Annotated in this window: 23 protein-coding genes; 19 read left to right on the plus strand and 4 right to left on the minus strand. The window is 70.2% G+C overall.

Annotated elements, in window-relative coordinates; all coding sequences use genetic code 11:
- From ACFRFH_RS07245 to ACFRFH_RS07280, 8 genes are read left to right on the plus strand one after another with little or no spacing between them, the layout of a single operon-like run.
- On the plus strand, nucleotides 1-1,509 hold the full coding sequence (locus tag ACFRFH_RS07245; RefSeq protein ID WP_382462308.1) for a family 43 glycosylhydrolase: 1,509 nt from the start codon (nucleotides 1-3) through the stop codon (nucleotides 1,507-1,509).
- Nucleotides 1,509-3,677: a glycoside hydrolase family 3 N-terminal domain-containing protein gene (locus ACFRFH_RS07250; protein WP_382462309.1), complete on the plus strand. Its 2,169-nt coding sequence runs from the start codon at nucleotides 1,509-1,511 to the stop codon at nucleotides 3,675-3,677. The genes ACFRFH_RS07245 and ACFRFH_RS07250 overlap by 1 nt, the downstream gene beginning before the upstream one ends.
- Nucleotides 3,674-6,301: a glycosylhydrolase-like jelly roll fold domain-containing protein gene (locus ACFRFH_RS07255; RefSeq protein WP_382462310.1), complete on the plus strand. Its 2,628-nt coding sequence runs from the start codon at nucleotides 3,674-3,676 to the stop codon at nucleotides 6,299-6,301. The genes ACFRFH_RS07250 and ACFRFH_RS07255 overlap by 4 nt, the downstream gene beginning before the upstream one ends.
- Nucleotides 6,298-6,669, plus strand: coding sequence for a nuclear transport factor 2 family protein (locus tag ACFRFH_RS07260; RefSeq protein WP_382462311.1), 372 nt, complete (start codon nucleotides 6,298-6,300; stop codon nucleotides 6,667-6,669). Before ACFRFH_RS07255 ends, ACFRFH_RS07260 begins: the two co-directional genes overlap by 4 nt.
- 12 nt (nucleotides 6,670-6,681) lie before the next feature.
- Nucleotides 6,682-7,476, plus strand: a complete 795-nt coding sequence (locus ACFRFH_RS07265) for a TIM barrel protein (RefSeq protein ID WP_382462312.1) — start codon at nucleotides 6,682-6,684, stop codon at nucleotides 7,474-7,476.
- Complete coding sequence (locus ACFRFH_RS07270; RefSeq protein ID WP_382462313.1) at nucleotides 7,473-9,062, plus strand: GMC oxidoreductase; 1,590 nt, start codon at nucleotides 7,473-7,475, stop codon at nucleotides 9,060-9,062. The genes ACFRFH_RS07265 and ACFRFH_RS07270 overlap by 4 nt, the downstream gene beginning before the upstream one ends.
- A gap of 30 nt (nucleotides 9,063-9,092) precedes the next feature.
- Complete coding sequence (locus ACFRFH_RS07275; RefSeq protein ID WP_382462314.1) at nucleotides 9,093-9,491, plus strand: DUF6379 domain-containing protein; 399 nt, start codon at nucleotides 9,093-9,095, stop codon at nucleotides 9,489-9,491.
- Entirely contained in the window at nucleotides 9,488-10,624 is a 1,137-nt protein-coding gene (locus tag ACFRFH_RS07280) for a sugar phosphate isomerase/epimerase family protein (RefSeq protein ID WP_382462315.1), read from the plus strand. The genes ACFRFH_RS07275 and ACFRFH_RS07280 overlap by 4 nt, the downstream gene beginning before the upstream one ends.
- Here ACFRFH_RS07280 and ACFRFH_RS07285 read toward each other — a convergent pair.
- On the minus strand, nucleotides 10,617-11,204 hold the full coding sequence (locus ACFRFH_RS07285; protein WP_382462316.1) for a TetR/AcrR family transcriptional regulator: 588 nt from the start codon (nucleotides 11,202-11,204) through the stop codon (nucleotides 10,617-10,619). The genes ACFRFH_RS07280 and ACFRFH_RS07285 overlap by 8 nt on opposite strands.
- 113 nt (nucleotides 11,205-11,317) lie before the next feature.
- Between ACFRFH_RS07285 and ACFRFH_RS07290 the strand changes: the two genes are divergently transcribed.
- Genes ACFRFH_RS07290 through ACFRFH_RS07330 form a run of 9 tightly spaced genes read left to right on the plus strand, consistent with a single transcriptional unit; the run spans nucleotide 11,318 to nucleotide 19,979 of the window.
- Nucleotides 11,318-12,307, plus strand: a complete 990-nt coding sequence (locus ACFRFH_RS07290; RefSeq protein WP_382462317.1) for a sugar phosphate isomerase/epimerase family protein — start codon at nucleotides 11,318-11,320, stop codon at nucleotides 12,305-12,307.
- A complete protein-coding gene (locus ACFRFH_RS07295) occupies nucleotides 12,304-13,314 on the plus strand; it encodes a sugar phosphate isomerase/epimerase family protein (RefSeq protein ID WP_382462318.1) in 1,011 nt (336 codons plus the stop codon). The genes ACFRFH_RS07290 and ACFRFH_RS07295 overlap by 4 nt, the downstream gene beginning before the upstream one ends.
- Nucleotides 13,315-13,316: 2 nt before the next feature.
- Nucleotides 13,317-14,609 (plus strand): ABC transporter substrate-binding protein, encoded by a 1,293-nt coding sequence (locus ACFRFH_RS07300; protein ID WP_382462319.1) that lies wholly within the window; start codon nucleotides 13,317-13,319, stop codon nucleotides 14,607-14,609.
- 55 nt (nucleotides 14,610-14,664) lie between these two features.
- Nucleotides 14,665-15,711, plus strand: coding sequence for a sugar phosphate isomerase/epimerase family protein (locus ACFRFH_RS07305; protein WP_382462320.1), 1,047 nt, complete (start codon nucleotides 14,665-14,667; stop codon nucleotides 15,709-15,711).
- Nucleotides 15,704-16,486, plus strand: a complete 783-nt coding sequence (locus ACFRFH_RS07310) for a nuclear transport factor 2 family protein (protein ID WP_382462321.1) — start codon at nucleotides 15,704-15,706, stop codon at nucleotides 16,484-16,486. The genes ACFRFH_RS07305 and ACFRFH_RS07310 overlap by 8 nt, the downstream gene beginning before the upstream one ends.
- Before the next feature lie 10 nt (nucleotides 16,487-16,496).
- Nucleotides 16,497-16,913 carry a DUF6379 domain-containing protein gene (locus ACFRFH_RS07315; protein ID WP_382462322.1) on the plus strand — a complete coding sequence of 139 codons (417 nt, stop codon included), beginning with the start codon at nucleotides 16,497-16,499 and terminating at the stop codon, nucleotides 16,911-16,913.
- The gene (locus ACFRFH_RS07320; RefSeq protein WP_382462323.1) at nucleotides 16,910-18,091 is read left to right on the plus strand and encodes a Gfo/Idh/MocA family protein; all 1,182 of its coding nucleotides are present in this window, start codon (nucleotides 16,910-16,912) and stop codon (nucleotides 18,089-18,091) included. The genes ACFRFH_RS07315 and ACFRFH_RS07320 overlap by 4 nt, the downstream gene beginning before the upstream one ends.
- Nucleotides 18,092-18,105: 14 nt before the next feature.
- A complete protein-coding gene (locus ACFRFH_RS07325; RefSeq protein ID WP_382462324.1) occupies nucleotides 18,106-19,113 on the plus strand; it encodes a sugar phosphate isomerase/epimerase family protein in 1,008 nt (335 codons plus the stop codon).
- Nucleotides 19,113-19,979, plus strand: coding sequence for a ThuA domain-containing protein (locus ACFRFH_RS07330; protein ID WP_382462325.1), 867 nt, complete (start codon nucleotides 19,113-19,115; stop codon nucleotides 19,977-19,979). The genes ACFRFH_RS07325 and ACFRFH_RS07330 overlap by 1 nt, the downstream gene beginning before the upstream one ends.
- An 81-nt stretch (nucleotides 19,980-20,060) precedes the next feature.
- Here the strand turns inward: ACFRFH_RS07330 and ACFRFH_RS07335 are convergent, their stop codons facing one another.
- Nucleotides 20,061-21,371 (minus strand): restriction endonuclease subunit R, encoded by a 1,311-nt coding sequence (locus ACFRFH_RS07335; RefSeq protein WP_382462326.1) that lies wholly within the window; start codon nucleotides 21,369-21,371, stop codon nucleotides 20,061-20,063.
- A 255-nt stretch (nucleotides 21,372-21,626) separates the two neighbouring features.
- On the opposite strand from ACFRFH_RS07335, the gene ACFRFH_RS07340 reads away from it, so the two are divergent.
- The gene (locus tag ACFRFH_RS07340; RefSeq protein ID WP_382462327.1) at nucleotides 21,627-21,983 is read left to right on the plus strand and encodes a hypothetical protein; all 357 of its coding nucleotides are present in this window, start codon (nucleotides 21,627-21,629) and stop codon (nucleotides 21,981-21,983) included.
- Between the two features lie 45 nt (nucleotides 21,984-22,028).
- On the opposite strand, the gene ACFRFH_RS07345 is transcribed toward ACFRFH_RS07340, so the two are convergent.
- Both ACFRFH_RS07345 and ACFRFH_RS07350 read right to left on the minus strand, forming a co-directional pair.
- Complete coding sequence (locus ACFRFH_RS07345) at nucleotides 22,029-23,015, minus strand: Abi family protein (protein WP_382462328.1); 987 nt, start codon at nucleotides 23,013-23,015, stop codon at nucleotides 22,029-22,031.
- A gap of 104 nt (nucleotides 23,016-23,119) precedes the next feature.
- Nucleotides 23,120-24,388, minus strand: coding sequence for an ROK family protein (locus ACFRFH_RS07350; protein ID WP_382462329.1), 1,269 nt, complete (start codon nucleotides 24,386-24,388; stop codon nucleotides 23,120-23,122).
- Between the two features lie 226 nt (nucleotides 24,389-24,614).
- On the opposite strand from ACFRFH_RS07350, the gene ACFRFH_RS07355 reads away from it, so the two are divergent.
- Nucleotides 24,615-25,634 carry a VOC family protein gene (locus ACFRFH_RS07355; protein ID WP_382462330.1) on the plus strand — a complete coding sequence of 340 codons (1,020 nt, stop codon included), beginning with the start codon at nucleotides 24,615-24,617 and terminating at the stop codon, nucleotides 25,632-25,634.
- Nucleotide 25,635 lies beyond the last annotated feature (1 nt).

Raw genomic sequence — 25,635 nt, forward strand, 5'->3', positions numbered from 1 at the left:
ATGCCAGACGCACCACGGTCCGCCCCCGACCTCGGGGATGGGACCTACCGCAACCCCGTCGTGCCCGGTGACCGGCCCGACCCCGCCGTGCTGCGGGTCGGCGACCAGTACTACCTGACGTACTCGTCGTTCGACGCGTCGCCGGGGCTGGCGATCTGGCGCTCGCCGGATCTGGTCAACTGGACGTTCGTGACCTGCGCGTTGGAGCAGCCGCTGAGCACCGTGTTCGCGCCCGACTTCATCGAGCACGACGGCCGGTTCTACCTCTACATCCCGTTCATCCCGAGCGCGTGGTCGGAGGCGATCGCCGAGCCGCAGATCTGGGTGATCCACGCCGACAGCCCCGAGGGGCCGTGGAGCGAGCCGGTGTTCACCGGTGTCTCCGGCGCCATCGACCCGGGGCATGCGGTGGGGGAGGACGGCGAGCGCTACCTCTTCGTCAACGGCATCCGCCGCTGCCGGCTCAGCCCGGACGGCCTCCACGCCGTGACCGGGCTGGAGCAGGTGTACGACGGCTGGCGCTACCCCGACGAGTGGATCACCGAGGCGTACGCCCTGGAGGGGCCGAAGCTGTTCCGCCGCGGCGAGTGGTTCTATCTCGTCAGCGCGGTCGGCGGCACGGGAGGCCCGGCCACCGGGCACATGGTCATCGTCGCCCGCTCACGCTCGGTGCACGGCCCGTGGGAGAACGCGCCGGGCAACCCGATCGCGCGCACCTGGTCGACCGGCGAGGCCTGGTGGTCGCGCGGGCACGCGACGATCCTCGACGCCCCGGACGGGTCGTGGTGGATGGTGTCGCACGGCTACGCGAACGGCTACCGTACGCTCGGCCGGCAGGCGCTGCTGGAGCCGATCGGGTGGACGGAGGACGGCTGGCCCGTCGCGGCCGCGCAAGATATCGGCGTGCCCCTCCGCAAGCCGGTCGCCGCCTCCGGCCCGGTCGCGGTGCCCGCTCCCTCCGACGACTTCGCCGCTCCCGCGTGGGGCGAGCGCTGGGTCTTCGACAACCCCGGGCCTGATGAGCAGGCCCGCGCGCGGTTCGGCGACGGCCTGGTGCTCGCGGCCAAGGGCACGTCTCCCGCCGACTCGTCGCCGCTCACCACCTGGTCGATGGACGACGCCTACGAGGTGGAGGTCGAGGCCGAGGTGCGCGGCGACGCCACCGGCGGCCTGCTCCTCTACTTCAACGACCGGATGTTCTTCGGCATGGGCTGGGACGGCTCCGGCCTGGCCAGCTACGCCGGCGGCATCCGCACGCACTGGCGTGAGCCGGCCGAGCCGGGCGCGACCATCCAGCTGCGGCTGAGGAACGACCGCCACATCGTGACCTGCTGGCACCGGCGCCCGGGCGAGGACTGGGTGCGGCACGGCGTCCGTTACGACACCTCCGGAGTGCACTCCGCGACGATGAACGATCTGAAGAGCCTGCGTCCGGCGCTGTTCGCGGCCGGCGACGGGGAGGTCGTGTTCCGGCGGTTCCGCTACCGCGCGATCGAGGGGGACGCGTGATGGCCATCGACATCGAGGCCCTCCTCGGGCGCATGACGTGGGAGCAGAAGCTCCTTCAGCTCCAGATCGTGTGGCGACCGGAGGCCGCGGAGCGCGAGGCGCTGATCCGCCGGGGCATCGGCTCCACCTTCTGGCCCCCGAGCGCCGAGGAGACCAACGCCGCCCAGCGGATCGCCGTGGAGGAGACCGAGCACGGCATCCCCCTGCTCGTCGGGCTGGACGTGATCCACGGACAGTTCACGATCTTCCCCACGCCGCTCGCGCAGGCGGCGAGCTTCGACCCGGCGGTCGCGGAGCTCGACGCGCGCGTCTCGGCCACGGAGGCGCGCTCGGCCGGGGTCACCTGGACGTTCTCACCGATGGTCGACGTGACCCGCGACCCGCGCTGGGGCCGTGTGGTCGAGGGATTCGGCGAAGACGCATACCTGTCGTCGGTCTTCGCCGCCGCGAAGGTCGCCGGCTACCAGGGCCGCGACCTGTCCAGCGGAGATGCGCTCGCCGCGTGCCTCAAGCACTTCGTCGCGTACGGCGCCGCCGAGGCCGGGCGCGACTACAACACCACCGACGTCTCCGGCCGGCGCCTGCGCGAGACCTACCTCGAGACCTTCCGGGTCGGCGTGGAGGCCGGCGCTGCCACGGTCATGGCCGCCTTCAACGCGCTGAACGGCACCCCGATGCACGCCAACCGCGCGCTGCTCACCGGCGTGCTCAAGGAGGAGTGGGGCTTCGAGGGAGTCGTCGTCGGCGACGCGGACGGAGTGGCTCAGCTGGTGCAGCACGGCGTGGTCGCCGACGAGCGCGCGGCCGTGGTCGCCGCGATCGACGCCGGGGTCGACATCGTCATGGGCGGCTCCCTGCTGGTGGACGCCGACGGGACGGCCTTCGTCTCGCCCGACGAGCTCTCGGTCGAGCGGGTCGACGACGCGGTGCGGCGGGTGCTCCGCCTGAAGGAGCGGCTCGGCCTGTTCGAGCGCCCGTACGTGGAGGCCTCCACCGCTGCCACGGAGGCCACGGCCCGGTACCGCGGTCTCGCGCGCGAGGCGGCGGAGCGCTGCACCGTGCTGCTCTCGAACCGGGGTGCGCTGCCCCTCTCCGCGACCGGCCGCATCCTCCTCACCGGGCCGTACGCACGCAGCCTCGACCACCTGGGCACCTGGGTGCAGCACTTCGCGTCGCCGGTGCGCGAGACCCTCGCCGACGCGCTCGCTGCAGCGCTGCCGGACGTCGCCTGGGACGTCGTGGACGGCTGCGGCTTCTTCGACGCGAGCGACGCCTTCCTCGCGGAGGCCGTCGACCGTGCGGCGGACGCCGAGCTGGTCGTCGTGGCCATCGGCGAACCGAGCCGGATCTCGGGCGAGGCGAGCTCCCGCGCGGACATCACCGTGCCGGAGGCGCAGCGCCGGCTGATCCACGCCCTCGCGGACGCCGGCGCGCGGATCGTCGTCGTGCTCGCCACCGGCCGGCCGCTCGTCGTCGAGGACTGGATCGAGCGCGTCGACGCGACCCTGTGCGTCTGGCACCTGGGCTCGGAGGCGCCGGCAGCGATAGCGGCCACGCTCTCGGGCCGGGTCAACCCGGGAGGCCGCGTGCCGATGACGTTCCCGCGCGCGGTCGGTCAGATCCCGATCCACCACGATCACGAGCGCACCGGACGCCCGCCCCGCACCGGTGGGGCGCTGCTGCCCGAGACGATCGAGGGCTTCACCGGGCCGAACAACACGGACGACTACTACACGTCGAAGTTCCTCGACCTCCCGCTCGGACCGCGGTTCGAGTTCGGTCACGGGCTGAGCTACACGACGTTCGCGCTCGACGGCTTCGCGCTGTCTCACAGCTCGGTCGGCCCCGGCGAGCTGGAGGCCGGGATCGAGGCCGAGGTGATGGTCACCAACACGGGCGACCGCGCAGGCGACGACGTCGTCATGCTCTTCGTCACCGACGAGGTCGCTTCCGTCACCCAGCCGGTGCGCCGGCTCCGCGGGATCGCCCGGGTCACCCTCGCGCCTGGCGAGTCGACGCGGGTCGCCTTCCGCATCGACGGCGACGACCTCCGCTTCTGGGTGGACGGGCGCCACCGCGTGCTCGAGCCCGGCGACTTCACCGTGACCGTGAGCGACGGGACGACCGCGCTCCGGCACCCTCTCCGCCTGAAGGAGGTGGCGCGATGACCCTCGAACGTCTCCGTGACGCGGTGACGGGCGCCGTCCCGAACGCGATCATGCCGTTGTTCTGGCAGAAGGGCGGCCCGGTGGAGGCCGTGCGCGAGGAGATGGAGCGGATCGGCGACGCCGGGATCGGCGCCGTCATCCTGGAGGCCCGGCCGCATCCCGAGTTCCTCGGCGACGGCTGGTGGCGCGACGTGGACGCGGTGCTGGAGATCGCCCGGCGCCGTGGCATGACGGTGTGGTTCTTCGACGACGACACCTTCCCGACCGGGCACGCCGGGGGAGCGGTGGAGGCCGCGCCCGCCGCGCTGCGCCGGCACTTCCTCACCGAGCGGCACACCGACGCCGTGGGCGCGGCGCGCGGCGCCTCCTTCATCGTCGAGCGGCGCAAGTTCTGGGGGCCGGACGCCGCCCAGGAGCCGGGAGACCTCGTCCGGGTGCTGGCTTACCCGCGGGCCGAGGACTCCGACGAGCTGGTCGGCGACCCCGTCGACCTCACCGACCGGATCGCGGACGGCGTCCTGCACTGGGACATCCCCGACGGCTGGTGGCGGATCTTCTTCCTCTCGGTCGCCGGGAGCGGCGGCAGCGAGCCGCACGCGCAGCACATCGACTACCTCAACGCCGACTCCACCCAGTTGCTGATCGACACCGTCTACGAGCGCATCCACGAGCGCTACGCGGACGAGTTCGGCCGCACGATCGCGGGCTTCTTCAGCGACGAGCCCGGGCTCTACAACGACCCGGACACCTTCGACTTCGACTCGCGACTCGGCAAGGCGGTCCCGCTGCCCTGGAACGACGAGGTCGCCGCCGGGCTGTCCGAGCGGCTCGGCCGGGACGCGGCGTCGCTCCTCCCACTGCTGTGGTCGCCGGCCGGCGGCCGCGAGCGGGAGGTCCGCTACGCCTACCTGGACACGGTCTCGCGGCTGTACTCCGAGAACTTCGGCCGGCGGCTCGGCGACTGGTGCCGCGCGCACGGCGTCGAGCACATCGGGCACGTCATCGAGGACAACGGGTCGCACGCGCGGCTCGGCCCGGGCGCCGGGCACTACTTCCGGGCGATGGCCGGTCAGGACATGGCCGGTGTCGACATCATCGGCGGTCAGGTCGTACCCGGATTCTCCCGAGGCCCGTTCGGCAACCTCGGCGGTGCGGCCGACGGCGAGTTCTTCCACTTCGGCCTCGCCAAGCTGGCGTCGTCGGCCGCGCACCTCGACCCGCTGAAGCAGGGCAGGGCGATGTGCGAGACCATCGGTGCGTACGGGTGGTACGCGGGGCTGCGGCTGTTCACCTGGCTGACGAACCACCTCCTGGTGCGCGGCATCACCCACGTCGTCCCGCACGCCTTCTCGCCGGCTCCCTTCCCCGACCCGGACTGCCCTCCGCACTTCTACGCGCACGGCCACAATCCGCAGTACCCGCACCAGCACCTGCTCAGCGCGTACACGAACCGGCTGAGCCACCTGCTCCAGGGCGGGAGGCACATCGCTCCGTTCGCCGTGCTCTACCACGCCGACGCGGAGTGGCTCGGCGACGCGATGCCGTGCGAGCGGCCGCTGCGGCTGCTGATGGAGGCCCAGCTGGATGCTGACATCGTGCCGGCCGACGTCCTCCCGACCGCGGGAGCCGACGGGTCGCGGCTCGCTCTCGGCGACGAGACGTACGACGCGCTCATCGTCCCGGGCAGCGCGTTCCTGCCCGAGCACGTCGCGCGCGAGCTGCTGCGGCTCGACGACGCGGGCGTGCCGGTGGTCTTCGTCGGGTCGGTGCCGGAGGTCTCCGGACCCGGTGTCGACCCGAACGCGCTGAAACTGCACTTCCGGCAGGTGTCGCAGAAGCGGCTCGTCGACTCCGTGTCGGGGATGACCGAGCGCGCCGTGCGACTCGACCGGGCCGCCCCGTCGCTGCGGGTGCTGCGCCGCGACCTGGGCGACGCGGACGTGGTGATGCTGTTCAACGAGTCGGTGCGGGAGGCCGTGCGCACGACCGCGACCCTCCCGCGCGCGGGCGAGGTGGTGGCCTTCGACGCCACCGCGGGCACGCTGACGACGATGGCGACCGCGAGCGACGGCTGGTCGACCGCCGTCGGCCTGGACCTCGGCCCGGGCGAAGCACTGGTGCTGATCGTCGGTTCGCCGTCGGCGTGGGAGGGCCTGCCGGTGCGGCCGGCGACCGCGCACGCGGACGTCACCGAACTCGCCACGACCTGGTCGGTGGCCACCGTCGCGGCAGGGGAGTCCGGCTTCACCGAGTGGGGCGAGCTCGACGGCCTCCGCCCGCTCAGCGACCCCGACCTGCTGCCGCGATTCAGCGGGACGGCTCGCTACACGGCCTCCTTCGACGCGGACGCGGCCGCCGGCGAGCACGCCCTCGACCTCGGCGAGGTCTTCGAGCTCGCGACCGTGCGACTCAACGGCGTGGACCTCGGGACGCGTATCGCCCCTCCCTACCGCTTCGAGGTTCCGGAGGGCGTCGTCGCCGGCCGCAACACCATCGAGATCGACGTGACCAACACGCTCGCCAAGGCGCAGCCGGACTTCTTCTCCGCGTTCGCGCAGCAGGAGCCGAGCGGTCTGCTCGGCCCCGTGACGCTGGCGTCGCTGACCAGGGAGGACCGCCCATGAGCGACAACCACGCGGCCTTCGAGCGCTTCTGCGACCTCTTCTACACGCAGAAGCGGGTCGCCGACGCCTTCGCCTCCCTCGTCGCGGACGACTACCGGCAGCACAACCCGAACATCCCGGACGGGCCGGCCGCCGCGATCGAGGCGCTGACGCCGAAGTTCGACGGCAGCCCGGAGGCGCGCTTCGAGATCCAGCGGATCCTCGTCGACGGCGACCTCGCGATGGTGCACGTCAAAGCCTCCCGACCCGGCGCACCCGACGCCGCGGTCGCGGACATCTACCGATTCGAGAGCGGCCGGATCGTCGAGCACTGGGACGTGCTGCAACCCGTCCCCGTGCATGCCGCCCACGACCATCCGATGTTCTGAACAGGAGAACCCATGTACCAGCTCGCACCCAACATCGAACTGCTCTTCACCGAGGCCGGCGAGTACCACGACCGCGTGCGCGCCGCCGCCGCGGCCGGCTTCAGCGCCGTCGAGATGTGGGGACCGACCGGCGTCGACGCCCCCGCGACCCCGAAGGACCTCCCCGCGCTCAAGGCTGCGCTCGAGGAGACCGGCACGGCGCTCACCGCGCAGCTCTCGGAGCCGCGCACCCAGTTCATGATCCCGCCGTGGGACCACTCGGAGTTCTATCGCAAGCTCGACGAGGGCGTCGCCATCGCGCAGGACCTCGGCTGCCCGCGCATCGTCGTCGGCAGCGGAACGGGCTTCGGTGGCTGGAAGCGCCAGGTCCAGCTCGACAAGCTGATCGAGATCTATCAGAAGGCCATCGCGCAGATCGACGGGTCGGGGATCACGCTCGCGCTGGAGCCGGTCAACGTGCGCGTCGACCACCCCGGCTCGCTGCTCGACCGCACGGCGGAGGCCGTCTACGTCGCGCGCGGCGTCGACTCGCCGTTCTTCGGCGTCCTCTACGACATCTACCACTCGGCCGTCGAGGGCGAGGACATGGCGGCGGAGCTCGAGAACGCGGGCGATCTGATCGCCTACGTGCAGCTCGCCGACGCCCCCGGCCGCGGCGAGCCCGGCTCGGGAGAGCTCGACTGGGCAGGGCGCCTCCGCATCCTCCGCGCCTCCGGCTACGACGGCCCGATCGGGCTCGAGTACTACCCGACGCAGGAGTCGGCGGCCTCCGTCGCCCTCATCCGCGAGCTGGCGGTGAGCGCATGAGCCGCTATCCCGACGCGGTCGACGTCGTCATCGTCGGCAGCGGACCGACCGGCGCCGCGTACGCGCGCATCCTGAGCGAGGAGGCGCCGGGCGCGACCGTCGCGCTGTTCGAGGTCGGGCCGACGGTCTCGGACCCGCCGGGCGCGCACGTCAAGAACATCGAGGACGCCGCCACCCGCGCCGAGGCGCAGGAACGGTCGGAGGGCCCGGGCGCCGGTGCGGAGACCGTGAACGGGCCGGGGTCGGTGACCGCGGGCCAGCGTCGCGCGCGCCCGGGCACCTACCTCCTCGACGAGGGCTTCCAGGAGCCGGGGGAGGACGGCCTGCCGGTCGTCGCCTTCTCCAGCAACGTCGGCGGGATGGGCGCGCACTGGACCGCCGCGTGCCCGCGACCCGGCGACAGCGAGCGCATCGCGTTCCTGCCCGACCTCGACAAGCTGCTGGACGAGGCCGACCGGCTGCTCGGGGTGACGACCGACGCGTTCGACGGCGCCCCGTTCACCGCGGTGGTCCGCGAACGCCTCGCCGCTGCGGTCGATGGCGGCCGCCCGGCCGCTCAGCGCGTGCAGCGGATGCCGCTGGCCGTGCACCGCGGCGACGACGGCAGGCTGGTGTGGTCGGGCTCCGACGTGGTGTTCGGCGACGCGACCCGCGCGAATCCCGGCTTCACGCTCTACGACGACTCCCTGGTCACGCGGGTGCTGCTGGAGGACGGCCGGGCGGCGGGCGTGGAGGTCCGTGACCGCCGCACGGGCGACCTCCACACCGTGGCCGCACGATTCGTGGTCGTCGCCGCCGACGCCCTGCGCACCCCGCAGGTGCTGTGGGCCAGCGGGATCCGGCCCGCCGCGCTCGGGCGCATGCTCAACGACCAGACGCAGGTGGTCTACGCCGCCCGGATCCGCGACGCTGCTCAGGTGGCCGCGGAGAACGCGGCTGGCGGCGCGGGCGGCATCGGCTCCGACGAGGTCATCGACGGGCCGATCAGCGAGCACAGCGGCGTCAGCTGGGTGCCGTTCACCGACGCGATGCCGTTCCACGGCCAGGTCATGCAGCTGGACGCCTCGCCGATCCCGCTCGCGGACGACGACCCGGTGGTGCCGGGCTCGATCGTGGGCCTCGGGCTGTTCTGCGCGAAGGACCTGCAGTGGGACGACCGCGTCGCCTTCAGCGACGAGGAGCGCGACTGGTACGGCATGCCCGCCATGCGCGTCCACTACCGGCTCACCGACCGCGACCACGCCGTGATCGAGCGGGCGCAGGAGGAGATCGTCGAGCTCGCGAAGGCGGTCGGCGACCCGATCGGCGACCGCCCGTTCACGATGCCGCTCGGCGCCTCGCTGCACTACCAGGGCAGTGTGCGGATGGGGGAGGCCGACGACGGCCGCAGCGTGTGCGGCCCCGACAGCGAGGTCTGGGCGGCGCCCGGGCTGTTCGTCGCGGGCAACGGCGTCATCCCGACGGCCACCGCGTGCAATCCGACGCTGACCTCCGTCGCGCTCGCGGTGAAGGGCGCGCGGCGGATCGCTCGCGACCTCGCAGACCAGGCGCTCTTGCTTAGGTCTGAAAACGACATTAGTGTGTAGAAACAAGGAAAAAGAAGTCAAGGAGGACTCGTGATCCCCGATCGCATCATCGAGCAGGGCACGCTCACGACCACCGGCACGCGTGCCGCGGTCGACGTGCGCATCCCCTGGTATCGCGCGCTCCCGGCGTCCTGCATCGCCGGCGCCACGCTGTCCGTGGACGGCGTGCCCGCTCCGGCGGAGACGCTCCGCTGGGAGCTCAACGGCCGCGAGCGCACCTTCGCCGACATGGCCGACGACACCGAGGAGTGGTGGTTCCCGCTCGACTCGGCGGTCCTGTCCGGCGAGGTGCCGGTGCCGGATGACGGCGGAGAGCACGAGGTCTCGGTGGACCTCACGCTCTACATCCCGTACATCGTCATCGGCGACGACGAGGTGCTCCACATCGAGGAGCACGACACCAAGACCATGAAGGCGGTGACGGCATGACCGCCAATGCCCCGACAAGCACCAGGCCGCAGGCCCTCGGTTCCCCGATCCAGGGCGTGACCCTCTACAGCTTCACCCGGGCGTTCCACGCCCGCGAGTACGACCTGGAGGGACTGATCCGCAAGGTCGCCGCCGACGGCTACGGCCCCGGGCTGGAGGTCATCGGCTTCTCCAGCTTCCGCGGCTTCCCGGTGATCGAGGACTCCTTCGCCGGCTGGTTCCGCGACCTGGTCGCGGAGGTCGGGCTGGTGCAGACCTCGCTGGCGATCAACGCCGACGTCGGCATCCACCGCGACCGGCTGCTGAACCAGGACGAGCTGATCGAGTACATGCGCCGGCAGATCGAGGCCGCCGCGAAGCTCGGCTTCCCCATCGCGCGCGTGCAGATCTCGATCACGCCCGACTCGATGGCCGCGCTCGCGCCGATCGCCGAGCAGTACGGCGTGACGCTCGCGCTGGAGGTGCACGCCGACCAGTACGCCTCGCACCCGCGCATCCTCGCGCTGCGCGACCGCTACGAGGAGGTCGGGTCGCCCTTCCTGGGCTTCACCGCCGACTGGGGCGCCACCACGGTCGGGTTCGCGCCGTCGCTGCTTGAGGCCTACCGGCGACGCGGCGCGACGGAGGAGCTGCTGGGTCAGGTGGTGGAGCTCTGGAACGAGTTCTACGAGGCCGGGCCTCCCGCCGACCAGGCCGACCACGGCCAGCGGTTCGGCCGGTTCATCGGCCTCGCCGCGCAGAACGGACGTCCCGACCTCGGCATCGACTTCGCCATCAACGGCACCGGCCTGTTCGGTCCGGCGCGCGTCGACGACTGGCTGGAGATCATGCCGTGGATCAAGCACGTCCACGGCAAGTTCTTCGGCATCGACGAGAACCACGAGGAGCCGTCCGTGCCGGTGCGCGACCTCATCGCGCTGCTGGTGGCGAACGGTTACAACGGGGCCATCTCGAGCGAGTACGAGGGCTGGCACTGGAACCACTGGCAGTCGCCGTTCGAGATCATCCGCGACGAGCAGGCCGTGCAGCGGTCGGCGGCGCAGAACACGGGCAGCCGGATGGTCACCGACGCGGCGGAGGCGCGGCTCCAGCTGGGTCGGTGGCTGCCGAGCAGGGAGGGGGCGATCAGTTGAGCAGCATCGCATTCACCTCGCGCATCGTCCGGGCCGGGTCCACCAGCCCGGGAGACAGCAGTGCCTGAAGCGCGAGGCCGTCCTTGAGCGCCAGGAGCATGGTGGCGGCCGTCTCGGCCGGCCACTCCGTGGGGAGCGCCCCGGCCTCCTGGGCCGACGCGATCGCCTCGGTCAGCTGCGCGCGCAGCCGCGTGTAGAGGTCGGCGAAGTACTCGTGAGCGGCGTGCTCGGGGTTCGTGGCCTCAGCCGAAAGGACCGTGTAGAGCCGCATCACGGCGGGCTCGCGGGCGTTGTCGGCCATCGTCTCGGCGAGGGCCTCAACCGGAGTGCTGTTGGTGGCGATCGCGGCCGCGAAGCTGGCGCCGTCGAGCTCGTCGCGTCGCGCCAGTACGGCCGTGAGGAGGTCCTCCTTGCTGGGGAAATGGTGAAGGAGGCCCTGCCGGGAGACCCCGCACGCCGTCGCGATGTCGGTCAGCGTCGCGTTGTCGAACCCCGATGTCCCGAAGGCCGCGATGGCCTGCTCGAGGATGAGTTCCTTGCGCGCGCGCCCCGACGCGTAGCCGTCTTCCCTGCCGCTCATAACCCGTAGCCAATCATGAAAATAAAAACTTACGAAGAGGTAGGTATTCATGTTACGGTCCCCGACAGACGGGTCAAGCCCGCTCGCACGCCATCGACGATGAAAGGCACAGCGTGACCACCGAAGCAACGGTCGCCGGCGACACCGCCGGAACGAGACCGATCAAGTGGAGCTACATGGACCACTGGCGGGCGAACGGCCCCCGCGGCCCGTACGACCAGTGGCACTCCCGCCAGACCATGACCCGCTTCCTCCGCCAGGTCGCCGCCGTCGGGTTCGACGCGATCGACACCTTCGACTTCCGGTTCTGGCAGATCCTCGAGCAGTACGGCTCGGTGGCGAACTACCAGGAGTTCGTGCAGGAGCAGGGCCTCGAACGGATCGTCAACACGTTCCACGGCGTCTACTACGACCCCGAGCGCTACGCGCCGGAGGTGCCGGCCACGCACGACACGATCCTCGAGGACTTCAAGGTCACGCTCGACCGCTGGTCGGGCATCCAGCTCGACAACATCATCGTGATGCCCGGCTCGCGGTTCTTCGACGAGCAGGGCGTGACCGACGACGGCCTGAAGCACGCGGCGGAGGTCTGGGGCAAGGTCGGCGAGCTCACGCAGCAGTACGGCGTGAACCTGACCTGCCACCACGAGTTCTACGGCGGCATCCGCACCCGCGCGCAGATCGACGCGTTCTACGGCTACGCCGACCCGCGCTACGTGAAGTTCTTCGTCGACACCGCCCAGCACTGCATCGCCGACGTCGACCCGGTCGACGTGTACGAGGCGCACCACGAGCGCGTGAGCGGCTTCCACTTCAAGGACACCCGCACCAAGGACGTCAACGACGACTACCGCCTCTGGCCCGACGCCGAGCTCTCGGCCGTCACGACCGAGAAGTGGTTCTACGAGATGGGCACAGCGGAGGGCCTCGTCGACTTCGAGTCGATGATGCGCTCGGTGCGCGACCACGGCTACACCGGCTGGATCAGCGTGGAGCACGACAAGGCCGACAAGATCGGCGGCGACTACTCCGAGAGCACGGCGATCGCGCGCTGGTACGCCAAGAACGTGCTCGACCGCATCTACCAGGAGGAGCGGGCATGACCGGCATCCGGTGGGGCTACGCCCTCAACCAGTGGGACACCAACATCGACGCGTTCGTGCGCAAACGCGACCACGAGCGGGCCTTCAAGACGATCTCGATCAGCGGGTTCTCCGGCGTCGAGCTCACCGCCGAGAGCTTCGGTCCGTGGGAGCCGCTCGGCTCGCCCGAGCAGATCGCGAATCTCTACGGGTCGCTCGACGGCCTCCGTCAGGTGCTCGCGGACTGCGCGCTCGACGGCGTCTCCAGCTACGTCTACGACCCGTTCATCGGGTTCGACGTGGAGATGGGCCGCGGCCACGACCCGCTCGACCCCGAGGCCGTCCCGCGGATCACCGCGACCGCGGTCTGGTTCGCGGAGGCCCTGGCCGAGCTGGGCGGGGAGGTGCTCGTCGTCCGCCCGTGCGGCTCCGCGTGGCAGACCGGCGCGCTCGACGACGACCGCATCGCCGCCCTCGCGACGTGCTGGAACACGGTCGGCGCCGCCGTCGCCGCGGCCGGCATCTCGCTCGCCCTGCACTTCGACTTCCTCTCGGCGCTCCGCCTCGACGACGGCCTCGCCCGGCTGCTCGACGCGACCGACCCGGAGCTGGTCGGCCTCGCGCTCGACACGGCCGAGTTCGCCGTCGCCGGCCTCGACCCCGTCGCGGTTTTCGAACGCCACGCGGATCGCGTCCGGCACATCCAGTTGAAGGACGCCCGCGAGGTGGTGGACGCGACCGACGCCCTCACCCCGCACGCCGAGCAGTTCGTCCGCACCGAGGGCGGCGCTCGCCGCGTCGAGCGCTGGTTCTTCGAGCCGACCGACGAGGGCGGCCTCGTCGACTTCGAGTCGTTCGCGCGGTCCCTCGCGCGCCACGAGTACACCGGTTGGATCGTCGTCGAGTCCGACCAGAGCCCTCACCCCGCCGAGAGCGCGATGGTGAGCGGCTGGTACGTCCAGAACGTCCTCGCACCACTCACCTCCGCTGCGGGAGAACTCTCCGCCAGCGCCGTCGGAAAGGCCTGACCATGACCACTCGCACAGCACCGTCGAAGCGGGCCCTCCCGCTCGCGGCCGCCCTCGCCGCCGGGGCACTCGTCCTCGCCGGCTGCTCCGGCAGCGGCTCCTCGGGAGGCGCGGAGCCCAAGACCATCACGTTCGCCTTCGGCGCGACGAACGACCAGGACAAGGCCGCCTACTCCGGCCTCGCCACGGCGTTCGCCAAGACCCACACGGGCGTGACGGTCACCCCGCAGAACCTCCCGGCGCAGAGCTACCCGAGCACGATCGGCACCCGCGTGCAGGGCGGCAACGCCCCGGACACCTTCCAGTCCGAGGGCGGGACCGGCCAGTCGTACTCGATCATCCCGTTCGCCAAGGCCGGCCAGCTGCTGCCGCTGACGGACAGCGCGATCCTCTCGGCGCTGCCCTCGTCGCAGAAGGAGCTGTGGGTCTACAACGGCAAGGCCTACGGCGTGCCGCTCGGCAGCAACGCCAACGGCGTCATCTACAACGACGACCTGGCGAAGTCGATCGGCGTGGACATCACCGCCGCCACGAGCCTGGACGGGATCATCGCCCAGTGCGGCAAAGCCCGCGCAGCAGGCAAGACGATCTACGGCCTGGCCGGCGGGGCGACCGCGAACAACGCCTTCTTCGCCCTCGGCCTGGCCACCTCCACCGTCTACGGCCCGGACAAGAACTGGAACACGAAGCGCGCCCAGAACACGGTGACCTTCGCGGGCACCAAGGGCTGGAGGACCGCGCTCGAGTCGATCAAGAAGATGTTCGACGCCGGCTGCTTCCAGGACGGCGCGGCGAGTGCCGGTTTCGACGCCCTGACCAACGGCGCCTCGTCGGGCAAGATCCTCGGCTTCTTCGCCCCCAGCAACGCGGCCAAGGAGATCATGGACGCCGCAGGCGGTCATGTGAAGCTGGTGATCCTGCCGATCGCGGCTCCGGGCGGCACCAAGACCTACCTGTCCGTCAGCGCCGACCAGAGCGTCTCCGCGAGCGCGAAGACCAAGAGCCCGCAGCTCGCGCAGGAGTTCCTGAAGTACATCGTCTCCAAAGACGGCCAGGAGGCCTACTCGCAGGCGGTCGGCACCATCCCGGTCACCGCGGACGCCTCCACGAAGCTCCTCCCGCAGTTCGAGCCGGTGAAGGACCTCATCGACGCGAACACCGTGCGCGGCCTCCCGTCGACCGACTGGACCAACGTCAAGGTCTACAACGACCTCGGAAACGGCGTGCAGGGCATCCTGACCGGCCAGCTCACCGTCAAGCAGGTGCTCCAGCAGATGGACGCCGACTGGGGTTGATCCCGGCCGGACCGATCGCACGACATCGAACGACCACACGAAAGGAACCACCATCATGGTGAACGACACCGGCATCGCCGGCACGGGCATCGAGCTCGGCACCACCCTCTACTCGATGACGAGCGAGTTCGCGGCGGGCATCTACACGCCGGAGACGCTGATCGCGGCGGTCGCCGAGAACGGCATCGGCCCGGGCGTCGAGTTCAACATCGCCCAGCTGCTGCGCACCTACCCGGACGTCGACGCGGAGTTCGTGAAACTCTGGTTCGACTCCCTGGAGAAGTACGGCCTGGAGCCGAGCGCCGTCGGCACGAACCTCGACATGGGCCGCCGCAAGGACCGCGACATGACGCCGGACGAGGAGCACGACTTCCTCGCCCGCCAGCTGAAGACCGCGCACACGCTCGGCTTCAAGCGGGTGGTCATCCGCTCGGCCGGCCGCGAGCTGCTGCGCAGCCTCCTGCCGCTCGCCGAGAAGTACGACCAGCGCCTCGGCTACGAGATCCACGCGCCGCAGGGTCCGAACGACCCCAAGGTGCTCGGCATCCGCGAGCTCTACGAGGAGCTCGGCAGCGACCGGCTCGGCTTCACGGCCGACTTCTCGTCCACGATGCACAGCCTGTCGCCGACGCTGCTCTCGCAGCTCGCGAAGATGGGCCTCGACGAGAAGCACTTCGGCGTGATGGACGAGATCTGGCACGAGCCCACTCCCATGCATGTGCGCAACCAGAAGTTCGAGGACTACCTCACCGGCGAAGGCGTGGACCCGCTGCGGTTCGGACCGTTCACCCGCCTTGCGTTCAACATGCACGGGCTGGTGCCGCCGGAGGAGTGGCTCGACATCATGCCGCAGATCTTCCACGTCCACGCGAAGTTCTACGACATCGACGCGGAGGGGCAGGAGCCCGCGATGGACATCCCGCGCATCGTCCGACAGTTCGTGCAGGGCGGCTACCGCGGCTACCTGTCCAGCGAGTGGGAGGGCCACGCGTTCTCCGACCTCGGCGAGGCCGACCCGATCGACCTCGTGAAGAAGCAGCACGCGCTCATGCGGCGCACCATCGAAGACGCCGTCGCCGAGAAGGAGTCCCTTCATGTCTGACACCGCCGTCGAGCCGAACATCGCCGACCTGACCGCCGAGCTCGCGCGCCTGCGCGAGGAGGTCGCCGCCGCGCAGGGCCTCGCCCGTCGAGCCGCCGACCGGGGCGAGCTCGAGAACCTGTTCAGCACCTACATGTACCTGCACAACGCGTTCCAGGACGAGCGGATCATCCCGCTCTGGGTGAAGGAGGGCACGGAGGGCATCCGCGCCCGCTACACCAACGCCGGGCAGTACACGACGTGGGAGAGCGTCACGCGCTACCATCGCGGCCGGCCGTCGCCGGAGGGCAAGCTCATCCTGCACGCGACGACCACGCCGGTCATCGAGGTCGCCGCCGACGGGAACACCGCCAAGGGCGTCTGGCTCATGGCGGGCACCGAGTCGGGACTGACCGACCCGGAAGTCGCCAAAGCCTTCCCCGACATGTATTCGCCCGACCTGGTGCAGGGCAAGAAGGTGTGGGCGCACTGGGTCTGGTGCAAATACGCCATCGACTTCCTCCGCCAGGACGGCGAGTGGAAATTCTGGAAGTTCCGCTGCTACGAACTCGCCCGCGCGCCCTTCGAGGAGAACTGGGTCAGCTTCGGCGAGAAGAACCAGGGCGCGTTCGACCTGGACCTCATGTACTTCGGCGACGACGGCACGCCCGTCTTCATGCCGCCGGCCGACGAGCCGGTGCCGAGCGAGAACCACCCGTACAGCCCGTCGACCGTGCAGCAGCTCGAGCCGGAGCCTCCCGCGCCGCACGGCACGTTCACCGACACGTTCAAGTAAGGGATCGATCATGGCAACTCACAACTCGCTGTTCTCCGAGAAGGACGTCCGGCGTACCGCCGACGGCATCGCGGTCTCGGTCCAGCTTCCCTGGTACCGCAGCCTGTGGCTCTCCGCCGTCGACGACGTCGCGGCCACCGTCGACGGCGTGCCGATCCCGCGCGACGGCCTCCGCTTCGAGCTGAACGGCCGCAGCTACCGCATCGAGGAGCTGCCCGAGCAGTCCGAGACGCTCTGGTTCGTCGCCGACCGTCCCGACGTCGTGATCCCGCTGGGCCACGCACCGGAGGCGGGGGAGAAGCACACAGTCGAGGTCGTCCTCACGATGCGCCTGCTCTACATGCAGATCATGCCGGGCGTCGACGGCGGCCCCGGCCGCTACGTCACCAACCGGGTCCCGGTCGAGCGCGAGCTGGTGCTGGCATGACGCTCCGCGTGGCCATGATCGGCCACGGCTTCATGGGTGCGGCGCACTCGGTGGGCTGGCGGCAGGCGCCGCGCGTCTTCGACCTCCCGGAGGCCGTGGAGCTGGCCGTGATCGTCGGCCGGAACGAGCAGGCGGTGTCCCGGGCCGCCGCGAAGTGGGGCTGGGCATCGCACGCGACCGATTGGCGCGAGGTGATCGCGCGCGACGACATCGACATGGTCGACATCGTGACGCCGGGCGACTCGCACGCCGAGATCGCCATCGCTGCTCTGGAGGCCGGAAAGCACGTCCTCTGCGAGAAGCCGCTCGCGAACAGCGTCGAGGAGGCCGAGGCGATGGCCGCCGCCGCCGAACGCGCGGCCGAGCACGGCGTGCACGCGATGGTCGGGTTCACCTACCGGCGTGTGCCGGCGGTCTCGCTGCTGCAGGACCTCATCGCGCGTGGCACCATCGGCGAGGTGCGGCAGGTCCGCGCCGCGTACCGCCAGGACTGGCTGGTCGACCCGTCCGTCCCGCTCGGCTGGCGGCTCCAGAAGGAGCACGCCGGTTCGGGCGCGCTGGGCGACATCGGCGCGCACATCGTCGACATGACCCAGTTCGTGACCGGCAGCCTCGTGACGCGGGTCTCCGGCACGGTCGAGACCATCGTCTCCCAGCGACCGGTGCTCGGTGAGCGGTCGGGGTTCACCGGCAGCGCCACCGGAGCGCTCGGCGAGGTGACCGTCGACGATGTCGCGATCTTCACGGGCCGGCTCGACAACGGCGCGCTGGTCTCGTTCGAGGCCACGCGCTTCGCGACCGGACGCAAGAACGCCCTCACCATCGAGGTGTCCGGCTCGGAGGGCGCGCTGGCGTTCGACCTGGAACGCCTCAACGAGCTGCGGCACTACGACCGGAACGCGCCGGCGGAGCTGCAGGGGTTCACGACGATCCTCGTGACCGAGCCCCAGCATCCCTACGTCTCGGCGTGGTGGCCGCCCGGGCACATGCTCGGCTACGAGCACGGCTTCTCGCACCAGGTCGTCGACTTCGTCACGGCCATCGCGCACGGCTCCGCGCTCGACCCGACCTTCGCCGACGGGCTCGCGGTGCAGCGCGTGCTCGCGGCGGTGGAGGAGAGCTCCGCCCAGGATTCGGCGTGGGTCGCGGTGGAGGCCGCGGCTCCCGCGCGCGTGTAGAGAGAGGAACCACCATGACTCGCCCGATCACCCTGTTCACCGGCCAGTGGGCCGACCTGCCCTTCGAGGAGGTGGCGCGGCTCGCCGGCGAGTGGGGCTACGACGGCCTCGAGATCGCCTGCTGGGGCGACCACCTCGACGTCGCCCGCTGGGACGATGCCGACTACGTGCAGTCGCGCCGCGACATCCTGGAGCGCAACGGCCTGAAAGTCTGGACGATCTCCAACCACCTCGCCGGCCAGGCCGTCTGCGACGACCCGATCGACGAACGCCACCGCGACATCCTGAACGACCGGGTGTGGGGCGACGGCGACCCGGACGGCGTGCGGCAGCGCGCCGCCGAGGAGCTGAAGCTGACCGCCCGGATGGCCGCCGCGCTCGGCGTGAAGACCGTGACCGGCTTCACCGGCTCCTCGATCTGGAAGGCCGTCGCGATGTTCCCGCCGGCCTCCGACGAGTGGATCGCCGCCGGCTACCGCGACTTCGCCGACCGCTTCCATCCGATCCTCGACGTGTTCGAGGAGGTCGGCGTCCGGTTCGCGCTGGAGGTGCACCCCTCCGAGATCGCTTACGACTACTGGACCGCCAAGGCGACCCTGGAGGCGATCGGCCACCGGGAGAGTTTCGGCATCAACTTCGACCCGTCGCACTTCATGTGGCAGCAGCTCGACCCGGTGGCGTTCGTGCTCGACTTCGCCGACCACATCTTCCACGTCCATGTGAAGGAGTCGATTACCAACCTCGACGGCCGCAACGGCGTGCTCGGCTCGCACCTGCCGTGGGCGAACCCGCGCCGGGGCTGGACGTTCGTCTCGACCGCGCACGGCGAAGTGCCGTGGGAGCCGATCTTCCGCGCGCTCAACTTCATCGGCTACACCGGCCCGACCTCCGTCGAGTGGGAGGACGCCGGCATGGACCGCCTCCAGGGTGCGCCGGAGGCCATCGCGTTCGTCCGCGGGCTCAACGCGATCACCCCGCCCGCCGCCGCGTTTGACGCGGCCTTCTCGACGAAAGCCGACTGATGACCGTGCTGAACGCCCTCATCCTCTCCGGTCACATGACCCGCGAGCACGACAACGAGCACCGCAGCTTCCGTCAGCACAACGTCTGGCTCACCCAGCTGCTGGAGGACACCGGCCGCTTCCGCGTCCGGGTCGTGGAGGACCCGCGCGGCCTCGGCGCCGAGATCATCGACAAGTACGACGTCGTGATCGTCGTCTTCGAGGGCCGCGACGGCTACCACGAGAAGGCCGTCGGTTTCGGCGCCGAGACCGACGCGGCACTGCTGAGGTTCGTGCGCGACGACGGCAAGGGCATCGTCTGGTTCCACGGCTCGGCCGCCCAGGAGGCCGACTGGGGCTACCCCGACGAGTACAACGTCCTCCGCGGCTCCCGGCTGACCGTGGCCGGCGGACTCCGGCCCCGGCCGTGGGGCGAAGCCCAGCTCGACACGACGGAGCCGCGGCACGCGATCACCGACGGCATCAGCGCACGCTGGACCGTCACCGGCGACGACATCCTCACCGGTGTGGAGATCCTCGACGGCGCGCGGGTGCTGCTCACGACCTACGACGACCTGGAGTCCTACGAGAAGGCTCCGGTCTGGCCGATGTCGCACTACCCGGTGGCGATCCCGGAGCAGGGCATCGCCGGCCTCCCCGGCATGAACACCGACCAGCCGATCGCCTGGATCAACGAGTACGGCGCGGGCCGCTCGTTCACGATCACGATCGGCCACGACATCGACACGTTCCGCCGGATCGAGTTCATCCGGATGTTCCCGCGCGGCGTCGAGTGGGCCGCGACCGGCGAGGTCACCCTGAACGGCCCCGACCGCCGGGGCGAGCGCCGCTTCCTCCCCTGGCCCTACTACAACCACGAGGCCTAAGCCCGTTCTCGCCTCCGCCGAGGGGCACGTAGTTGTCACTTTTCGCGCCCGAAAGCGACAACAACGTGCCCCTCGGTGCGCTCAGAGGGAGGCGCGGGCGAGGGCGAGGTGGGCGCGCGTCATGTCCGCGGGTGAGGCGTCCAGCCACTCGTGGCCGCCCCACTCGCTGCACAGGATGCCCGCGAAGCCGGACGGGCGCAGAAGCCCGCCGAGGTCACGGAGCGGCTGCGAGACCCGGCCGTCGGCGTCGTCCAGGTCCCAGAACTTGAGGTGGAAGGCGCCGACGAGCGGGAGGACCCCGTCGAGAACCGACACCGACGAGCGGCCGAAGCGCACGAGCAGGTTCATGTACAGCGCGTGTGCGGCGGGCGGCACCGCTCCCGAGCGCAGGTGGCTCACGATCGCGTCGAGAGTCTCGGCCTCCAGCCACGCGTCGGTCAGTCTCGTCAGCAGGCCGCCCGGGATGCTCGGGGCGAGCGCTGCGAGATAGCTGACCGGCAGCGCCGGCATCAGCATGCTGGTGTCGACGAGCAGCCGCACCCGTGGATCGTCGAGCGCTGCGATGTCCTCGATCGCCCCGGCGACCATCGGCGTGCTCGGTGTCTGCTGTCCTTGCAGCTCCTCGTAGAGGGTGAGCCCGAGCTCGTGCAGCACCGGCTGAACACGGTGGAGCAGCGCGGGCCCGGCCTGGCCGATCGGCAGACGTACGCCCTCCGCGCCGAGGTCGTGCGCGGTGCGGAGCTGGGGGAGCAGGAAGGCGAACCGCTCGTCGTCGTCGCGCCTCCGGGCCGGGCTCAGCCAGTCGTCCAAGCTCGCGCCGACAATGCCGACCCGGCCGCCGGCGGCTGCGATCCGGTCGCGCAGGTCCTCAGCCTCCGCCGCGGGCGTCGACGGGAACGACCGCCACAGCTGTCCCGGTTCGAGTTCGACCACGCGCGCCACGTCGGAGGCCACGATCCCGACCGCGATGTCGGTGGCGGGACGGTCGGCGCGGATGACCTCCGGCGTCCAGTTGAAGGCGCTCGCGGCGAGCGTCCACGGTGTCTCGGCTGCCGTCGGGAGCGTCCGGAGCCTCCGCTCGATCGCGAAGTCGAGAGTGAGTGGCGCGTCCGGGCCGGCCGGGAGATACGGGATGAGCAGCCGGAACGACAGCGCGACCGTGTGCATGCCGGGGGAGAGCGCGCCCGGTCCGCGCAGGAGGAGGCGATCCTGGACGAACCACCAGCCGTCACCCACCGGCGCTTCGACGGCGCGCTCGTCCCCGTCGATGCGGAGGCGCACTTCCGAGACGCTCGAGAGCGGGAGTGACCGGATCCACGGGAGGCTCACGCGAAGAGCGAATCCGTCCGCGGTCATCGTCAGGGCGTCGTCGGTCAGGATCGGGAGGGCCATGAAACGCCTTCGCATCGGCTTATGGACGCAAACTACACGCTTATGTCTGAAACCGAAAGAAGTTGGGACTGGGCTGCGCTGAGCGAGTCGGCGACCATTTGATTGCTACAAAATAATAGCCCGAATATTTGTAGCCGTGATAAAGTGACGCATGGTACCGCCTGGTGAACGTCTATCCGGACGGGCGCGAGTCCGGTGTATTCCATGCAATGGAGCTGGGTCCGAAGTTCCGGCGATACAGGGAGGAGAATTCGAATGGCTGAGAAGAACGATGCAGAGTACGCCGCACTTGCCGCACGGCTCACCGATCCCGAGGTGGAACTGCCGAAGCCGCAGGGTGTCCTGACGGGCGACGACGCCGCGGCGGCCGGACGCGAATTCATGCTGCGCGAGTACGGCTCGCCGGAAGCGCTGGATGCGGCATTGCGAACTGCTGGGCGACCGCGGCTGGGCACACATCCCAAGGGTGCTTCCCCAACGGTGCGTGGTCGGATCGCCGAGGCTGAGCGCGCCGCGTTCGATGAACTGATCAGGCAGACCGGAAAGAAGGAGAGCGAACTGGTCCGGGAGGCGGTCCACCTCCTGCTCGAGCAGCACAAGCTGGCCAGCTGAGCGCTCCCGCGCGCGGGCTCACGGCACCGCCTTCCACAGTCGTCGTTACGGCGTCCATAGTTCAAGGCGATCCCACCGCTCCGGTGCTCCCAGCGAAGCGACCGTGAGTGCGTCCGACGCGGGGAAATCGCGCAGCAGCGCGACTAGGCGCGCGGGCCAGTCGGTTTCGGGATCGATCGATGGCAGCAGGAAGGCGACCACTGCGAGCGCGTTGTAGACGCCGAAGACATTCTTCGCGTCCTCGCTGTCGCGAAGATGATCGAGCACAGGGATCTGTCCCCGTTTGGGCCGTGCCGGTGCGTACTGGAGTTTGCGATTGAAGAGTCGTGCGTGGTGGGCCGCGGCATTTCGCACGTAGTTCAGACTGGCCAACCAGCTCGACATCAGTGTCTTGGTCGGGACCCCGAACGCCACGGCGATCTCCTCCGCATCGATCTGGTTCACGCCGCGGTAGAGCACGGACAGCTGCCCGAGCTCGAGGAGCTCGGTGAGCGCCCAGACCGGCATCCGGTCGTCATACTTGTCGCGAAAATGCGCCACGAAGAGTTCGTCGGAACTCGCTCTGCGCGCGTTCACCCGCTGGAGCCACTGAACGTGCTTGCTCGGACTCGGGCGTCCATCGTCGATGATCTCCGCGCTGAAGGGCTCCACGAAGTAGGTAGGGTCCTCGTGGGCGAACGCTGCCCTGCGACCGAGCACGTACCCGATGCGCATGCGCACCGCGATCTCGATTCGCTCGACGGCTTCCAACACCAGGATGCGCAGCCGTCGGTCAAAGTCGAGCGTCGCCTCACCGTGGGCCAGGGTGGTCCCGTGTCTGTAGTCGCTCAGCACTCGGATGCGCGTGCGACCGCCCGCGTCGACGTATTCTTCGGATTCGCGGAACGGGTAGAGGTAGCCGGTCAGACGGTAGTAACCGATGGCGCCCAGGATCACTTCGGCATGGCTCGTGTCCTCGACCACGAGGCCGTGCTCCACCAGCCGCTCGACCTGCTCGTCCAACGACAGCCATGGCTTGGTGTATTCGACCAACAGCCCCCCCAAAAAGAAAATCAGCCCGCGCCTTTCGGCAACGGGCTGATCATGATGGGAAAACGCTACCACAGCCAACCGACACGATTACCGGAACCCATGCGTCAGGCGGCCACCGCCTTCACCCCGTCGATCGTCGGCCGCCCCTCCGCGAACCAGCGCGGGAAGGTCACCTCGAACAGTTCCTCCAACGCCAGCTCCGCACCCCCGCGCAGCGGCTCCTTCTCGTCGCCGACCGAGCGCACGATCGACAGGTCGCGCGTGGCGAGCGGCAGCGACAACTCGTAGACGCGCTGCCGCACCTCTGCCAGGAAGATCTCGCCCGCCGCCGACACGGCGCCCCCGACGACGATCACACCGGGGTTGAACATGTTGACGAGCGCGGCGATCGACTCGCCGATCAGCCGTGCGGAGCGCTGCACCAGCGAGATCGCGAGCGCATCCCCGTCCATCGCCGCGATCGAGACCGCCTCCGGGGTGATCGGCTGGCCACGCTCGACCAGGCCGGCGAGGATGCCGCCCGCGCCCCCCTCGAGCGCGCGCTCGGCGTCGCGCATGATCGCCCAACCGGAGGCCTCCGCCTCCAGGCAGCCGACCTTGCCGCACCGGCAGACCTCCGTCGAGTCGCGCACGCGGACATGGCCGATGTCGCCCGCCGCCCCGTTCGCACCGCGGTGGATGCGGCCGTGCGAGACGAGGCCGGCGCCGATGCCGCTGCCGACCTTGCAGTAGATGAGGTCCACGTTGTCGTCGCGGCGGTGGCTACGCTCCGTAAGGGCCAGGAGGTTGACGTCGTTGTCGACCCAGACCGGGGCCTCGAACCGCTGCTCGAAGCGGCGGCGCACGTCGAAGCCGTTCCAGCCGGGCATGATGGGCGGCGCGACGGGCGAGCCCGTCTCGAAGTCGACCGGGCCGGGCACGCCGACGGCGACCGCCCACACCGGCCGGTCGTCCTCGGCGGCGAGAAGCTCGTCGATCATCCCGAGCGCGGTGTCGATCGTCTCGGCGGGGCCGCGGCCGATGTCCCAGGGGCGGTGCGCCTCCGCGACGACCTCGCCGTCGAGGGTGGCCAGCCCGACGCGGATGTGGAGGGCGCCGAGCGCGCAGACGACGATCCGGCCCTGGTCCGAGCGGAAGCGGAGGGTGCGCGGTGCGCGGCCGCCCGACGACGGGCCGTACTCGCCGTCCTCCAGGAAGCCCATCTCGATCGCCGCGTCGACGCGTTGCGCGACGACGCCGCGGCCGAGGCCCGTCAGCCGGCCGATCTCGGGCCGGGTGTCGGCCTCCCCGGTGCGGACGAGGTTCACCACGCGCAGCAGGCTCATGACCTCGTCGGTCTGCGCGCCGAATCGGAGTGCGGAATCCCTAGCCATGCTTGATTCTGACACAACCTCACCCAGTGGGAGGTAGAACGAGCCCGTACTTGGGTGTCGAATTTCGCAGCTTGCGCCGCAGTGCGACCAAAGAAAGACCGTTGCCGACCTAGGGAATCAGTCTCATCGATCCCCGGCATAGCCGATACGCGGTTCCCCGATATCGCTCTGGCACCGAAAGTAGAAGCCGGGCACTCACATTCCGCCCGTCTGGAAAGGATCAAGGATGATCAAGCTTCTCTCCCACCTGTCGTATGTGGAGATCACGTCCCCGGATGTCGAGACGTCCGTGAAGTTCTACGAGGAACAGGTCGGACTGACCGTCGTCGACCGCATCGACGGCTCGGTGTACCTCCGCTGCTGGGGCGACTACTACGCATACTCGGTCGTCGTCTCGCCCGGCCCCGAGCCGACGCTCGCCACGATGGCCTGGCGCACGTCGAGCGCCGAGGCCCTCGAGGAGGCCGCCGCGCGCATCGAGGCTGCCGGCATCGAGGGCGAGTGGCTCGACGATGTGCACGCGATCGGCCGCGCCTACCGCTTCACCGGCCCGTGGGGCCACTCGATGACCCTGCACTGGGACGTCACCCGCCACCAGGCGCCCGGCCACGTCGCGTCCATCTACCCGGACCGCCCCGAGAAGCGCAGCAAGGTCGCCGGCGCCCCGCGCCAGCTCGACCACGTCACGATCGCGACCAGCGATGTCGACGGCTTCGCGCAGTGGTACAACGACGTGCTCGGCTTCCGCATCATGGCCCGCACCGTGCTCGACGAGGCGCCCATCTCGATCTTCTCGGTGCTCACCACCAACGAGAAGTCGCACGACCTCGGCGTCGTGCTCGACGGCTCCACCCGCGCCGGCCGCGTGAACCACTACGCGTTCTGGGTCGACACCTACGAGGAGCTGCTCATCGCGGCCGACACTCTGATGGAGAACGGCGTGCCGATCGAGTACGGCCCCTCCATCCACGGCATCGGCGAGCAGACGTTCCTCTACTACCGGGAGCCGTCCAGCCTCCGCATCGAGCTCAACACCGGCGGCTACCGCAACTACGTGCCCGACTGGCAGCCGAACACCTGGAAGCCGTCGCTGGGGTCCAGCAACTTCTACCGGAACGGCGCCATGCCGATGTCGATGACCGAGTCGTTCCCGGCCGCCGACGGCCCGAGCGCCACCGAGGAGGGCGTGCCCGAGGAAATCAAGGAAGCGCTGCTCAACCCGTACGCCGTGCAGGGTCGCGGCTGAC

It is taken from the genome of Leifsonia sp. NPDC056824, from assembly GCF_042789575.1.
Taxonomy (GTDB): domain Bacteria; phylum Actinomycetota; class Actinomycetes; order Actinomycetales; family Microbacteriaceae; genus Leifsonia.

Coding starts and splice junctions, on each gene's coding strand:
- ACFRFH_RS07255 (WP_382462310.1), top strand. CDS start 3,674: ATGACCCTCGAACGTCTCCGTGACGCGGTGACGGGCGCCGTCCCGAAC.
- ACFRFH_RS07330 (WP_382462325.1), top strand. CDS start 19,113: ATGACCGTGCTGAACGCCCTCATCCTCTCCGGTCACATGACCCGCGAG.
- ACFRFH_RS07270 (WP_382462313.1), top strand. CDS start 7,473: ATGAGCCGCTATCCCGACGCGGTCGACGTCGTCATCGTCGGCAGCGGA.
- ACFRFH_RS07250 (WP_382462309.1), top strand. CDS start 1,509: ATGGCCATCGACATCGAGGCCCTCCTCGGGCGCATGACGTGGGAGCAG.
- ACFRFH_RS07260 (WP_382462311.1), top strand. CDS start 6,298: ATGAGCGACAACCACGCGGCCTTCGAGCGCTTCTGCGACCTCTTCTAC.
- ACFRFH_RS07320 (WP_382462323.1), top strand. CDS start 16,910: ATGACGCTCCGCGTGGCCATGATCGGCCACGGCTTCATGGGTGCGGCG.
- ACFRFH_RS07280 (WP_382462315.1), top strand. CDS start 9,488: ATGACCGCCAATGCCCCGACAAGCACCAGGCCGCAGGCCCTCGGTTCC.
- ACFRFH_RS07315 (WP_382462322.1), top strand. CDS start 16,497: ATGGCAACTCACAACTCGCTGTTCTCCGAGAAGGACGTCCGGCGTACC.
- ACFRFH_RS07295 (WP_382462318.1), top strand. CDS start 12,304: ATGACCGGCATCCGGTGGGGCTACGCCCTCAACCAGTGGGACACCAAC.
- ACFRFH_RS07325 (WP_382462324.1), top strand. CDS start 18,106: ATGACTCGCCCGATCACCCTGTTCACCGGCCAGTGGGCCGACCTGCCC.
- ACFRFH_RS07300 (WP_382462319.1), top strand. CDS start 13,317: ATGACCACTCGCACAGCACCGTCGAAGCGGGCCCTCCCGCTCGCGGCC.
- ACFRFH_RS07350 (WP_382462329.1), bottom strand. CDS start 24,388: ATGGCTAGGGATTCCGCACTCCGATTCGGCGCGCAGACCGACGAGGTC.
- ACFRFH_RS07285 (WP_382462316.1), bottom strand. CDS start 11,204: ATGAGCGGCAGGGAAGACGGCTACGCGTCGGGGCGCGCGCGCAAGGAA.
- ACFRFH_RS07265 (WP_382462312.1), top strand. CDS start 6,682: ATGTACCAGCTCGCACCCAACATCGAACTGCTCTTCACCGAGGCCGGC.
- ACFRFH_RS07340 (WP_382462327.1), top strand. CDS start 21,627: ATGGCTGAGAAGAACGATGCAGAGTACGCCGCACTTGCCGCACGGCTC.
- ACFRFH_RS07355 (WP_382462330.1), top strand. CDS start 24,615: ATGATCAAGCTTCTCTCCCACCTGTCGTATGTGGAGATCACGTCCCCG.
- ACFRFH_RS07310 (WP_382462321.1), top strand. CDS start 15,704: ATGTCTGACACCGCCGTCGAGCCGAACATCGCCGACCTGACCGCCGAG.
- ACFRFH_RS07305 (WP_382462320.1), top strand. CDS start 14,665: ATGGTGAACGACACCGGCATCGCCGGCACGGGCATCGAGCTCGGCACC.
- ACFRFH_RS07245 (WP_382462308.1), top strand. CDS start 1: ATGCCAGACGCACCACGGTCCGCCCCCGACCTCGGGGATGGGACCTAC.
- ACFRFH_RS07335 (WP_382462326.1), bottom strand. CDS start 21,371: ATGGCCCTCCCGATCCTGACCGACGACGCCCTGACGATGACCGCGGAC.